The sequence below is a fragment of the Actinacidiphila sp. bgisy144 genome (assembly GCF_057708105.1).
This window is the reverse complement of sequence record NZ_JBYIRM010000021.1, coordinates 126192-138947: the sequence shown is the minus strand read 5'-3', so window position 1 is coordinate 138947 and position 12756 is coordinate 126192. Positions and strand designations below refer to the sequence as shown.

The window sequence follows — 12756 nt, the reverse complement described above, 5'->3', positions numbered from 1 at the left end:
CGCCCGCCTTACGGGTTGACGCCGTGGGCGCGCAGGAAGTGCAGCGGCTCGACGGAGGAGCCGTAGTACGGCGTGGTCCGGACCTCGAAGTGCAGGTGCGGGCCGGTGGAGTTGCCGGTGGAGCCGGACAGGCCGATGGTCTGCGCGGTGTTCACGTGCTCGCCGACGTGCACGCCGATCTTCGACAGGTGGCCGTACTGCGTGTACAGGTGCGAGCCGTGCTTGATCACGATGTTGTTGCCGTAGGCGCCGCCCCAGCCGGCGGTCACCACGGTGCCGCTGTGCGCGGCGCGCACGGTGGTGCCGCTGTTGACGACGAAGTCCTGGCCGGAGTGGGTGTGCGCCCAGTGCTTGCCCACCTGGGCGTAGCCCGCACCGAGGGTGTAGCCGGTGACCGGGGTCACCCAGGACGCCTGGAGCTTCTTGGCCGCGGCGGCCTTCTTCGCCTTGGCGTCGGCCTTCGCCTTGGCCGCGGTCTGGGCCGCGGTCTTCGCGGCGGTGGTCTTCGCGGCAGCGGTCTTCGCCTGCACGGCGTCGGAGACGTTCGCGACCGTGGCCGCGTTCATGAAGCCCGAGGAGGCCTCGGAGGAGGAGTGCGACGTGGCGGCGAAGGCCGCCGTAGAGCCCAAGGCGAGTGCCGCCACCAGGCCGCCGCCCACTACGGCGACCCGGCCGCGGGTAACGGTCTTCGGGGTGCGGTTCTGCGTCGTGGAGTTCTTGCGCATGAAGAAATGACCTCACTGGATGGGGGAGCGACGAATCCGGCAGCGGCCCGTCGCGAATCCTTGGTAACCCGGCATTCCGGACATGGGCAAGGACCCCCCTTACTACGGACATTCGTAGGAGAAAAGATGCGTTATGTCCGCATTGCCGCCTGTGCGTTCCCTGTGGGTTCCGCGCTGCGCACCCGGCACTATTTCCGTTAGTAAGTGGTCCGCGTCACGTGGGACACCTCACCGGCACTACCGTGGGAACGGCTGTTTTCCGGGGACCAGAGGGGGGACCGACCATGACCACACCGAACGAATCCGCGCCGGCCGTGACCGGCATGGAACTGGCCGACGCCGTCGAGGCCGTACGTGCCGGGCTGATGGAGGGCGCGGTGCGCGGCGCCGGCGCGGAGGTGCGCTTCGAGGTCGGCGAGATCCGCATGGAGTTCACCGTGGAGCTCCAGCGCACCAGGACCGGCCGCGGCGGCGTCAAGGCCTGGATCGTCGAAGCCGGCGCCGAGGGCTCCCGCACCTCCGGCAGCACCCACACCGTCGCCCTGACCCTGCACCCGAAGTCCGCGACCGGCGGCCACCTCCTGATCGGCGCCCCGCGCGGCGACGCGTCGAGCGTGCGGTACGAGAGCTGACCGCGTCGTGGCCGCGCACCCGACGCCGCGCCCGGTCCGCCCGCCCGCCCCCTACCGCCTCGCGGTCCTCCAGTCCGGCACCGTCCAGGGCAGCGGCTACCTGCTCACGCCCACCCTGGTGCTGACCGCCGCCCATGTCGTCGCCGGCGACGCCCCCGTGCTGCTCACCGCGCCCGGCGGCCCGGACGGCGCCGCGGGCCGGCGGGCCGGCGCCTGGTACGACCCGGGGCGCGGCATCGACGTGGCCCTGGTCACCACCGAGCAGCCGCTCGCCCCCGCCGCCGCCTTCCGCACCGCCGACCGCTGGGCGAACACCGCCTCCCTCGACCCCGTCGCCGGGTGCGAGGCGATCGGCTTCCCCTACGTGCAGCGCACCGACGGCGACCGGCTGGACACCGAACAGGTCGTCGGCACCTACAAGCCCGGCTCCAACCTCTTCAGCGAGTACGGCGTCCTCGTGGTGGACGGCGCCTCGCCCCCCGCCCCCGCCGACGGCCCGTCCCCGTGGGCGGGCCTGTCCGGTGCGGCCGTCCTGACCGGCGGCGCCCTGCTCGGCGTGGTCGTCGCCCAGCAGAACGGCTGGCAGCAGAGCCGGATCGCCTTCACCCCGCTCGCCCGGCTGCTCGGCGACGAGTCCTTCGCCGCCGCCCTGACCGGCCACGGCTACCGCATGCCCCGCCTGGTCGGCCCGCCCCGCCGCCCCACCGACTTCGAGTCCCGCTACGCCGACCACCTCGCCCGGCACCACGGCACCCTGCGGATCTTCGGCATCGACTTCTCCGCCCGCTCCCGCGTCACCTGGCCGCTGGACAGCGCGTACTACGGGCTGGAGGTCACCGCCGACCGCGGCGCCGGCGCCGCGCGCTGGGCCGCCGGCCGGCCGGACCCGGACGCGGTCGGCGGCGCCGCCGGCGGCGCACCGCGCACCGGGCCGCTCCCGGCGGAGCAGGCGCTCGCCGGGCAGGAACTGGTGCTGCTGCGCGGGGTGGCCGGCTCCGGCAAGAGCACCCTGGTGCAGTGGCTCGCGGTCGGCGCCGCGCGGCAGGACCTCGGCGAGCACCTGCGCCACCTGCACGGCCTGGTGCCGTACGTCCTGCCGCTGCGGACCGTCGCCCGCCAGGAGCGGCTGCCGATGCCCGCGGACTTCCTGACCGCGGTGGGCACCCCGCTCACCGCTCCCCCGGGCTGGACCGAGCAAGTCCTCACCGACCGGCGCGCCCTGGTACTGGTGGACGGCCTGGACGAGGTGGACGAGCGCACCCGGGAGCGGGTCGGCGACTGGCTGCGGCTGCTGCTCGGCACCTATCCGGGCAACCGCTGGCTGGTCACCTCCCGCCCGTCCGCCGTCGAGGACGCCTGGCTCGCCGACGAGGGGTTCACCGAGCTGACCCTCGCCCCGATGAGCCGCGCCGACGTCCGCGCCTTCACCGCCCGCTGGCACGACGCGGCCCGCGCCACCGTGCCCGGCGACACCGCGGAACTCGCCCGCCTCGACGGCTTCGAGCACACCCTGCAACAGGCCCTAGGCCGCAAGCAGGACCTCGCCCGGCTCGCCACCAACCCCCTCATGTGCAGCCTCATCTGCGCCCTGCACCGCGACCGCAACGGCTACCTGCCCACCGGCCGCAAGGAGCTCTACGACGCCGCGCTGTCGATGCTGCTCAACCGGCGCGACCGCGAGCGCGACCTCGAACCGCTGCTCACCGAGGCTCCGCAGATCCAGCTGCTCCAGAAACTGGCGTACTGGCTGGTGAAGAACGGCCAGGCGGAGATGGACCGGGCCGACGCGGTCGACCTGGTCGCGGCCGCCCTGCCCGCGATGCCCGCGGTCCGGGACGCGCTGGGCGGCGCCGAGGACGTCTACCGCCACCTGCTGGACCGCAGCGGCCTGATCCGCGAGCCGGTCTCCGGGGCCACCGTGGACTTCGTCCACCGCACCTTCCAGGACTACCTGGCCGCGAAGGCCGCGATCGAGGAGCGCGACTTCGACCTGATGGCCCGCAACGCCCACCAGGACCAGTGGGCCGACGTGATCCGGATGGCCGTCGCCCACGCCCGGCCCGACGAACGCGCCCGCCTGCTGCGCAAGGTCCTCACCCGCGGCGACCGTACGAAGACCCACCGCAGCCGCCTCCACCTGCTCGCCCTGGCCTGCCTGGAGCACGCCACCGAGCTGGACCCGGCGATCCGGGAGGAGGTCGAGGAGCGCGGCGCGGCCCTGATCCCGCCGCGGACGTTCAGTGAGGCGATAAAGCTCGCCGACGTGGGCCCGCTGGTCCTGGAGCTTCTGCCGGGCCCGGACAGACTGACTGACGAGGAGGCGGCGGCAGTGGTGAACACCGCCTGGCAGATCGGCGGCGACGCGGCGGTCCCCCTGCTGGCCCGTTTCACCGACCACGAAGCAGCCGACGTGCGGAGGCTCTTGGCCCAGTTCCCGCCCGACGCCGACCGGCAGCACTTCGCCGCCGAGGTGCTGGATCATCTGCCCCGGGCCAACACGCGCTACGAGGTCCGCACCATTGACGAACTGCGCGCCGTCCTCGCGCTGGGCGGGGTCGAGCACGTCGCCGCCCATGCGACACTCGGCGGCGGCTTCGACGACGTCCTGCACGCCCCGGAGCTGACCACCCTGACGTGGACGGACGCGGTCGACGACGCGATGCTGGCCCGGCTGTGCCGCCGACTGCTCCTGCTGCGGGAGCTCGACCTCTACAACTGCCGCGAGCTCACCGACCTCTCACCGCTGGCGGACCTGCCGCTGCGCCAGCTGCACCTGTCCGACCTGACCGGGGAGATCGGTCTCCGCGTGCTCGGGGATCTCCCGCATCTGACCTCCCTGGCCCTGAACAGCTACGCCGACACCTGGCAGGGGATGGCCCTGCTGCCCGGCGACCTGCCGCTCACCCGCCTCTACACCACCTACGGCACCCGGGGACTGGAGGGCATCGAGCGGCTGACCGCATTGCAGCACCTGGGCTGCCACTCGCCGCAGCCGGACCGTTTCGCCCGCGCCGACTGGGACCGGCTCGGCGCCCTGCCCGCGCTGGCCTCGCTGTCGGTCAGCGACGGGATCGCAGCGCTTTTCGAGCCGGACTTCCCGCCCCTGCCGAACATCCGCGTCCTGTCCACCCGGCTGGTGCGGGACCAGCCGCCGCACCTCCAGGTGCTCCGGCACTTCCCCGGCGTGGAGGAGCTGGAGATCCGGCCGGGAGTGGGGCGCGGCGCCGTGCCCCGGTCGGTCGACCTCGCACCGTTCGCAGAGCTGCCCCGGTTGCGCCGGATCACTTTGCGCGGCACCAGCCCGGCAGCCGTCCACAACGCGGACGCGCTCCCGGACGTCACGGTCGAGTTCTAGACCTGTTCTGGACTTCCCCAGGCCCGGCACCCGAAAAGGGCCCGGCCCCGGGCTCCCCTTACGGGGTGCCGGGGCCGGGCCCTTTCGATGCGGTCACCGCATGCGCAGCGTCACTCCTTGGAGAGGTTCGGCGCGCCGCCGGCCGTCTCCACGGGCGGGGCGTCGGCCACGGTGACCTTCTCCTCGCCGCGGAAGGTGAACTTCGCCGACTCGCCTTCGCCCTCGACATCCACGACCACGATGTGACCGGGGCGCAGCTCGCCGAAGAGGATCTTCTCCGAGAGGGTGTCCTCGATCTCGCGCTGGATGGTCCGGCGCAGCGGCCGGGCGCCGAGCACCGGGTCGTAGCCGCGCTTGGAAAGCAGTTCCTTGGCCTCCAGGCTCAGCTCGATGCCCATGTCGCGGTCGCGCAGCCGCTCGTCGACCGCGCTGATCATCAGGTCGACGATCTGGAGGATGTCCTCCTGGCTGAGCTGCGGGAAGACGATCACGTCGTCCACCCGGTTGAGGAACTCGGGGCGGAAGTGCTGCTTGAGCTCGTCGCTGACCTTGTTCTTCATCCGCTCGTACCCGGACTTGGTGTCGCCCTGGGCGGCGAAGCCCAGGTTGAAGCCCTTGGAGATGTCCCGGGTGCCGAGGTTGGTGGTCATGATGATGACGGTGTTCTTGAAGTCGACCACCCGGCCCTGGGAGTCGGTCAGCCGGCCGTCCTCCAGAATCTGCAACAGGCTGTTGAAGATGTCCGGGTGCGCCTTCTCGACCTCGTCGAAGAGCACGACCGAGAACGGCTTGCGGCGCACCTTCTCGGTGAGCTGGCCGCCCTCTTCGTATCCCACGTATCCGGGCGGGGAGCCGAAGAGCCGCGAGACGGTGTGCTTCTCGCTGAACTCGGACATGTCGAGCGAGATCAGCGCGTCCTCGTCGCCGAAGAGGAACTCCGCGAGCGCCTTGGACAGCTCGGTCTTACCGACGCCGGACGGGCCGGCGAAGATGAACGAGCCGCCGGGACGCTTGGGGTCCTTCAGACCGGCACGGGTACGGCGGATCGCCTTGGAGAGCGCCTTGACCGCGTCGACCTGCCCGATGATGCGCTTGTGGAGCTCGTCCTCCATGTGCAGCAGCCGGGTGGACTCCTCCTCGGTCAGCTTGAAGACCGGGATGCCGGTGGCGGTGGCCAGGACCTCGGCGATCAGCTCGCCGTCGACCTCCGCGACGACGTCCATGTCGCCGGCCTTCCACTCCTTCTCCCGCTTGGACTTCGCGGCGAGGAGCTGCTTCTCGTTGTCCCGCAGGGAGGCGGCCTTCTCGAAGTCCTGCGAGTCGATCGCGGACTCCTTCTCCCGGCGCACCTCGGCGATCTTCTCGTCGAACTCGCGCAGGTCCGGCGGCGCGGTCATCCTGCGGATGCGCATCCGCGAGCCCGCCTCGTCGATCAGGTCGATCGCCTTGTCCGGCAGGAACCGGTCCGAGATGTAGCGGTCGGCGAGCGTGGCCGCCTGCACGAGCGCCTCGTCGGTGATGGAGACGCGGTGGTGGGCTTCGTACCGGTCCCGCAGGCCCTTGAGGATCTCGATGGTGTGCGGCAGCGACGGCTCCGCGACCTGGATCGGCTGGAAGCGGCGCTCGAGCGCGGCGTCCTTCTCCAGGTACTTGCGGTACTCGTCGAGCGTGGTGGCACCGATGGTCTGGAGTTCACCGCGGGCCAGCATCGGCTTCAGGATCGAGGCCGCGTCGATCGCGCCCTCGGCCGCGCCGGCGCCCACCAGGGTGTGCAGCTCGTCGATGAACAGGATGATGTCGCCGCGGGTGCGGATCTCCTTGAGCACCTTCTTCAGGCGCTCCTCGAAGTCACCGCGGTACCGCGAGCCGGCCACCAGGGCGCCGAGGTCGAGCGTGTAGAGCTGCTTGTCCTTGAGCGTCTCGGGCACCTCGCCCTTGACGATCGCCTGGGCCAGGCCCTCCACGACGGCGGTCTTGCCGACGCCGGGCTCGCCGATGAGCACCGGGTTGTTCTTGGTGCGGCGGGACAGCACCTGCATGACCCGCTCGATCTCCTTCTCGCGCCCGATCACCGGGTCGAGCTTGGTCTCCCGAGCGGCCTGGGTGAGGTTGCGGCCGAACTGGTCCAGCACGAGCGAGGTCGAGGGGGTGCCCTCGGCCGGCCCGCCGGCCGTGGCCGACTCCTTCCCGCCGGAGTAGCCGGACAGCAGCTGGATGACCTGCTGCCTGACCCGGTTGAGATCGGCGCCCAGCTTCACCAGGACCTGGGCGGCGACGCCCTCGCCCTCGCGGATCAGGCCGAGCAGGATGTGCTCGGTGCCGATGTAGTTGTGGCCGAGCTGAAGGGCCTCGCGGAGCGACAGCTCCAGCACCTTCTTGGCACGGGGGGTGAAGGGGATGTGGCCGGACGGGGCCTGCTGCCCCTGGCCGATGATCTCCTCCACCTGCTGGCGGACCGCCTCAAGAGAAATCCCGAGGCTCTCCAGGGCCTTAGCGGCGACACCCTCACCCTCGTGGATCAGGCCCAGGAGGATGTGCTCGGTGCCGATGTAGTTGTGGTTGAGCATCCGGGCTTCTTCCTGAGCCAGGACGACAACCCGCCGCGCGCGGTCGGTGAACCTCTCGAACATCGTTAATCGCTCCTCAGAGCGGTCGGGCAGTGAGGGGTCGGTCCCCTCCCTGTCCTTCCGCATGCTAGTCCCGCACAGCGGCGCCGCTCGCGAATCACCCCCGCTCTCGCGGGGAAAGCCGCGCAACCGGCTGACGTCACTCCCACAACCTCGATGGTGCGAGACGATGTTCCCGCAGGCCAGGCGAATACCCTCTCAATCAGTACGCCCGTGGCGAACGCCCGCCCCGCCTGCTCGAACACCAGCCCTTCCCACTAGGTAGTTCTTACCCTCGGTCGCCGACAATCCACACCGCGCGGGCACTCCGCTCTGCGCTAAGGGCGAACACCGCGCGCCGGTTTCCGGCCATCGCGGGGCCCGCTCCGGGGGGCGCCCAGGCCACCGGCATCACCAGGTGTGTTCGATGCCGGACGGTACGTAACCGCCGCCTCGGTGCGGCAGTTGACACGGCATGGGCTGGTACGAGCACGAGCTGGGTTGGCCGGTCGTCGACGGCCCGCCTCCGGCACTGGTCACGGGCGTGCGGTTCGACGCGCTCGACGTGCCGGCGGAGGCGGGCTTCGCGATGCTGAGCCGGTTCTCCCGTCCGGGCCTGCTCGGGCCGGTGGCGCTGGACGGCCACCGAGTGCGGCTGCTGGTCGCCGCGGGGACGGCCGAAGAGCTGCCCGGACTGCTGGAGTGGCTGGAGTGGGGGGGCATCGAGCTGGACCTGGCGGCCCTGGGCGCAGGGCGGACCCTGCGGGCTCCAGCGCACCCCGAGTGGGGCCGCAGGGAGGCCGCGTACGACCGGTCGGCACCGGTGTGGCTGCGGCCTCCTCGGCCGGGGTTCGACGTGGAGTCGACCGTGCCCGCGCTGCGCGTGGCCCGCGAAGCCGACGAAACGGGGGTTCCCGTCGGACTCACCGCACTGGTGGCCGCACTGGCGACCGCCTGCCACCGCGTCGCACTGCGGGCGCGCTGCCCTGATCAGCCGTGGGCCTTCTCGTACGCCTCACGGATGGTCGCGGGGACGCGACCGCGGTCGTTGACGTCGTAGCCCTTCTCCTTGGCCCACGCACGGATCTTCGCGGTGTCCTGGCTGGAGCTGCTGCCACCGCGCACGGCCTTGGTGCGGCCCCGCCCGGCACGGCCACCGGTGCGGCGGCCACTGTCCGTGTACGGGTTGAGCAACCCGCGCAGCTTGTCGGCATTCTCCGTGGTGAGGTCGATCTCGTACGTCACGCCGTCGAGCGCGAACGTCACGGTCTCGTCGGCCTCGCCGCCGTCGAGGTCGTCCACAAGAAGGACCTGAACCTTCTGTGCCACCGGCTTCCCTTTCATCGAAAACGGATTAACGGTAAAAGCAAAGCGCCTTTCACCGAAAAACACAAACCCCTTGCGCGAAGTGGCCCACCTGTGCGCCCGCGCGATCCGGACATACCGGTCTCAGAGTTGCAGCAGCATCCGGCTGTTACCCAAGGTGTTGGGTTTCACTCGCTCCAGGTCCAGGAACTCTGCGACACCCTCGTCATTGGAACGCAGCAGCTCGCCGAAGACATCGCCGTCCACCGGGGTCTCGCCGATCTCGACGAAGCCGTGCCGGGCGAAGAAGTCGACTTCGAAGGTGAGGCAGAAAATACGCCTGACGCCCAGCCAGCGTGCAGTGTGCAGCAACTTGGCCAGCACCTGGTGGCCCACGCCGGCCCCGCGCAGCGAGGGGTGCACGGCGAGCGTCCTGACCTCGGCCAGGTCCTCCCACATCACGTGCAGCGCGCCGCAGCCGACCACCTCGGCGTCCTCGTCGCGTTCGGCCACCCAGAACTCCTGGAGGTCCTCATAAAGGGTCACCGTGGCCTTGTCGAGCAGGATGCCGTCCCTGGCATAGGAGTCCAGCAGCCGCCGCAGAGCGGGGACATCGCCGGTACGGGCCCGGCGGATGGTCACGTCATTCGACATCAGGGGCATGGGCGGACGCTATCGCCCTTCGGGTTCCGCCGGGCCGGAGGGGTCCACGGACTGGATGATGCGCAATGCGTCCCGCACGGCTTCGCGCTGTTCCGGGGACATCATGCCGAAGAAGTGGACGAGGGCCTCGGCCGGGTTGTCGCTCGCCGCCCAGGCTTCGTTCATCAGTGCGGCCGAGTACGCCGCACGCGTCGATACCGCCTCATAGCGATATGCGCGGCCTTCCGCCTCCCGGCGCAGCCAGCCCTTCTGCCGGAGGTTGTCCATTACGGTCATCACCGTTGTGTAGGCGATGGAACGATCCCGTGAGAGGTCTTCGAGTACCTCACGAACCGTGACCGCGCGGTTCCACTCCCACACCCGGGTCATCACGGCGTCTTCGAGTTCTCCGAGTGGTCGGGGCACACCGGAAATACTACGGGCGAAACGCGACGAATGTCGTAATTACCGCTCTTCGCGGCGCACCGGGCGGCGGTGCGCCGCGGCCCGGTCAGGAGCGCTCGGGTGGGTCAGCGCTCGTCGGGGGTGGCGGTCCGGGCGGCCTGCGCGGCCTCGGCGGCGGCCAGCGCGGCGTCCACGGCGGCGTCCTCCTTGGCCTTGTTGGCGCCGCCCTGGTTCTTGACGATGGTCACGATCAGCGCGGTGAAGAGCACCGCCATCACCAGCGGCGGCACGATGGCCGAGACATAGTTCATGGCGCCCAGCGTAGCCACCCCCGTTCGCGCTAGGCGGAGCGGGCCTCGTCCGGTTTCCGGTCCGTGCGGCGGGGCGGCCAGATCTCCGCCGGAGTGGGGGTGCGGCGGCCCGGCTCGCGGGGTTCGGCCGGCGGCGGGGCGGCCGGCTTCGGCTTGGCGCCGGGCGCCGGCACCGGGCGCGGCTTGGGCTGGTCGGCGTCCCCGGCCGCACGGGGGGCGGGAGCGGGGACGGCGGCCGGCAGGGGCAGGGACAGCAGGCGGCGCGGGGCGGGCATGTGGGCCTCCAGACGCTGGCGTACGTCGTTCTCCGCAAGGGTTTCGCAGCGGTGCAGCAGGGCGGTACGGCGGCGGTGCTCCCCGGTCGCGGTGGGCAGGGCGCGCAGCCGGCGCAGTGCGGCGAGGTCGTCGGGTCCGGGCAGGTAGCCGCTGTCGAGGGCGGTGGCCAGGCGGTCGAGGTAGCCGCTCGCCGCGCCGGGCAGCGCCAGGCGGTAGCGGTGCAGCTCGGCCAGGTGGAAGGCGCGCATCCGGCCCGCCTCCCGTACGGCGTCGTCCAGGCCGCCGGCGAGCCGCAGGCAGTCCTGTACGTACTCCGCGGGGCGCGGGGCGACCACCACGGCGGCGGTCCCGGCGGTCGCGTGCGGGCCCAGCACCTCCGCGAGCGCGCGCCGGAGCACGCGCACCTCGTCCGCGCTGAACGCCATTCCCCCTCGGTTTCCATGTGGCGTTGGCATGCATGGACATTAATCGTTAAGCGGACAAACCTCACGTAACGCCGCGCGGCTCGGCGGGAAGCCGCGCGGCGCCCGGCCGTCCGCGGGGCCGCGCCGGGGAGGAGGCGCCCGGTGGCGCTACGCGGTGGCCGGGGCGTTGCGGGCGTAGACCAGGCGCAGTCCGATCAGGGTGAGCCACGGCTCGTGCGCGTCGATCAGGGACGCCTCGCCCAGCACCAGGGGCGCCAGGCCGCCGGTGGCGATCACGGTGACGTCGTCCGGGTCGTCGGCCAGCTCCCGCGCCATCCGCTCGGCGATGCCGTCGGCCTGTCCGGCGAAGCCGTAGAGGATGCCGGACTGCATCGCCTCGATGGTGTTCTTGCCGATGACGCTGCGCGGACGGGCCAGCTCGATCTTGCGCAGCTGGGCGCCGCGCATGCCGAGCGCGTCGACGGAGATCTCGATGCCCGGGGCGATCGCGCCGCCCACGTACTCACCGCGGGCGGTGACCGCGTCGAAGGTGGTGGCGGTGCCGAAGTCGACCACGATGCACGGGCCGCCGTACAGGTGTACGGCGGCCAGCGAGTTGATGATCCGGTCCGAGCCGACCTCCTTGGGGTGGTCGACCAGGATCGGCACGCCGGTCTTGACGCCCGGCTCGACGAGGACCGCCGGCACGTCGCCGTAGTACCGCCGGGTCACCTCGCGCAGCTCGTGCAGCACCGACGGCACCGTGGAGCAGATCGCGATGCCGTCGATGCCGTCACCGAGGTCGCCCAGCAGCGGGTGCATGCCCATCAGGCCCTGGAGCAGGACCGCCAGTTCGTCGGCCGTGCGGCGCGGATCGGTGGAGATCCGCCAGTGCTCCACGATCTCCTCGCCGTCGAAGAGCCCGAGCACGGTGTGGGTGTTGCCGACGTCGATGGTGAGCAGCATCCGCCTCTACGCTTCCGCTCGCAGGTCGAGGCCGATGTCGAGGATCGGGGAGGAGTGGGTGAGCGCCCCCACCGCCAGGAAGTCCACCCCGGTGTCGGCGTAGGCGCGGGCGTTGTCCAGCGTGAGCCGGCCGGAGGACTCCAGCAGGGCGCGGCCGCCGACGATCGCGACCGCCTCCTCGGTCTCGGCGGGCGTGAAGTTGTCCAGCAGGATCAGGTCGGCCCCGGCGTCCACCACCTCGCGGACCTGGTGCAGGGTGTCCACCTCGACCTCGATCGGCACCTCGGGGAACTCCTCGCGGACCAGCTTGAAGGCGGCCGCGACACCGCCCGCGGCGACCACGTGGTTGTCCTTGACCAGGGCCGCGTCCGACAGCGACATCCGGTGGTTGGTGCCGCCGCCGCAGCGCACCGCGTACTTCTCCAGCGCGCGCAGACCCGGCGTGGTCTTGCGGGTGTCGCGCACCTGCGCCTTGCTGCCCTCCAGGGCGTCGGCCCAGGCGCGGGTGGCGGTGGCGATGCCCGACAACCGGCACAGCAGGTTCAGCGCGCTGCGCTCGGCGGTGAGCAGGTCGCGGGTGCGGGTGCGCACGGTCAGCAGCTTCTGCCCGGCGGCGACCCGGTCGCCGTCCTCGACGTGCCGCTCCACCTCGAACTCGTCGGTGCACACCACCGACAGCACCGCCTCGGCGACCCGCAGCCCCGCCACGGTGCCGTTCTCGCGCGCGGTGAAGTCCCCGGTGGAGAAGGCGTCCTCGGGCACGGTCGCCACCGTGGTGACGTCCACGCCCTGGTCGAGGTCCTCCTCGATCGCCATGTGCGCGATGTCCTCGACCTGGACCGGGTCCAGGCCGGCGTCCACGATCAGCGCGGCGAGGTCCGGGTCCAGGCCGCACTCCAGCGGGTCCAGGTCGTACGGGTCGTGGGCGTCGCCGCAGCCGCAGCCGTCGCCGCAGCCGCCGCCCGCGGACTCGGCGGGCGGGCCGAACGTCGGCAGCGGAAGAGCGACGGGCTGGGGCCGGTCAGGGCCGTCGGAGGATGTCACGGAAGCTCCTTCGTGTGCTGCGTGCCTTGCCGCGTACGTTGCGTCGTCCACTGCTGGTGCGGGCCGCGGTCCGCCGGGGCCGCGG

At 71.6% G+C, this 12756-nt stretch carries 12 protein-coding genes; 3 read left to right on the top strand and 9 right to left on the bottom strand.

The genetic code is table 11. The features are described from left to right. Positions 1 to 8: 8 nt before the first annotated feature. Complete coding sequence (locus AC3EVP_RS23795) at positions 9 to 725, bottom strand: M23 family metallopeptidase (RefSeq protein WP_335983574.1); 717 nt, start codon at positions 723 to 725, stop codon at positions 9 to 11. Positions 726 to 1009: 284 nt separating this feature from the next. On the opposite strand from AC3EVP_RS23795, the gene AC3EVP_RS23790 reads away from it, so the two are divergent. Together AC3EVP_RS23790 and AC3EVP_RS23785 are read left to right on the top strand one after the other, a co-directional pair. Then, positions 1010 to 1357: a trypco2 family protein gene (locus AC3EVP_RS23790; protein ID WP_335983577.1), complete on the top strand. Its 348-nt coding sequence runs from the start codon at positions 1010 to 1012 to the stop codon at positions 1355 to 1357. A 7-nt stretch (positions 1358 to 1364) separates the two neighbouring features. Further along, positions 1365 to 4712 carry an NACHT domain-containing protein gene (locus AC3EVP_RS23785; protein ID WP_435132765.1) on the top strand — a complete coding sequence of 1116 codons (3348 nt, stop codon included), beginning with the start codon at positions 1365 to 1367 and terminating at the stop codon, positions 4710 to 4712. Between the two features lie 110 nt (positions 4713 to 4822). On the opposite strand, the gene AC3EVP_RS23780 is transcribed toward AC3EVP_RS23785, so the two are convergent. Continuing rightward, positions 4823 to 7342, bottom strand: a complete 2520-nt coding sequence (locus AC3EVP_RS23780) for an ATP-dependent Clp protease ATP-binding subunit (RefSeq protein ID WP_335983582.1) — start codon at positions 7340 to 7342, stop codon at positions 4823 to 4825. Positions 7343 to 7793: 451 nt separating this feature from the next. On the opposite strand from AC3EVP_RS23780, the gene AC3EVP_RS23775 reads away from it, so the two are divergent. After that, positions 7794 to 8378, top strand: a complete 585-nt coding sequence (locus AC3EVP_RS23775) for an SCO3374 family protein (protein ID WP_435132761.1) — start codon at positions 7794 to 7796, stop codon at positions 8376 to 8378. Here AC3EVP_RS23775 and AC3EVP_RS23770 read toward each other — a convergent pair. From AC3EVP_RS23770 to nadC, 7 genes are all read right to left on the bottom strand, one after another. Next, on the bottom strand, positions 8309 to 8647 hold the full coding sequence (locus tag AC3EVP_RS23770; protein WP_202235342.1) for a histone-like nucleoid-structuring protein Lsr2: 339 nt from the start codon (positions 8645 to 8647) through the stop codon (positions 8309 to 8311). The genes AC3EVP_RS23775 and AC3EVP_RS23770 overlap by 70 nt on opposite strands. A gap of 120 nt (positions 8648 to 8767) precedes the next feature. Then, positions 8768 to 9286 carry an amino-acid N-acetyltransferase gene (locus tag AC3EVP_RS23765; RefSeq protein ID WP_335983589.1) on the bottom strand — a complete coding sequence of 173 codons (519 nt, stop codon included), beginning with the start codon at positions 9284 to 9286 and terminating at the stop codon, positions 8768 to 8770. A 9-nt stretch (positions 9287 to 9295) separates the two neighbouring features. Further along, the gene (locus AC3EVP_RS23760) at positions 9296 to 9691 is read right to left on the bottom strand and encodes a BlaI/MecI/CopY family transcriptional regulator (RefSeq protein WP_335983590.1); all 396 of its coding nucleotides are present in this window, start codon (positions 9689 to 9691) and stop codon (positions 9296 to 9298) included. 104 nt (positions 9692 to 9795) lie between these two features. After that, positions 9796 to 9981: a hypothetical protein gene (locus tag AC3EVP_RS23755; RefSeq protein WP_335983592.1), complete on the bottom strand. Its 186-nt coding sequence runs from the start codon at positions 9979 to 9981 to the stop codon at positions 9796 to 9798. Between the two features lie 29 nt (positions 9982 to 10010). After that, on the bottom strand, positions 10011 to 10682 hold the full coding sequence (locus tag AC3EVP_RS23750) for a hypothetical protein (RefSeq protein WP_335983596.1): 672 nt from the start codon (positions 10680 to 10682) through the stop codon (positions 10011 to 10013). Positions 10683 to 10829: 147 nt separating this feature from the next. Beyond that, entirely contained in the window at positions 10830 to 11627 is a 798-nt protein-coding gene (locus AC3EVP_RS23745; RefSeq protein ID WP_335983600.1) for a type III pantothenate kinase, read from the bottom strand. Positions 11628 to 11633: 6 nt separating this feature from the next. Beyond that, positions 11634 to 12671 (bottom strand): carboxylating nicotinate-nucleotide diphosphorylase, encoded by a 1038-nt coding sequence (nadC, locus tag AC3EVP_RS23740; RefSeq protein ID WP_335983603.1) that lies wholly within the window; start codon positions 12669 to 12671, stop codon positions 11634 to 11636. Positions 12672 to 12756 lie beyond the last annotated feature (85 nt).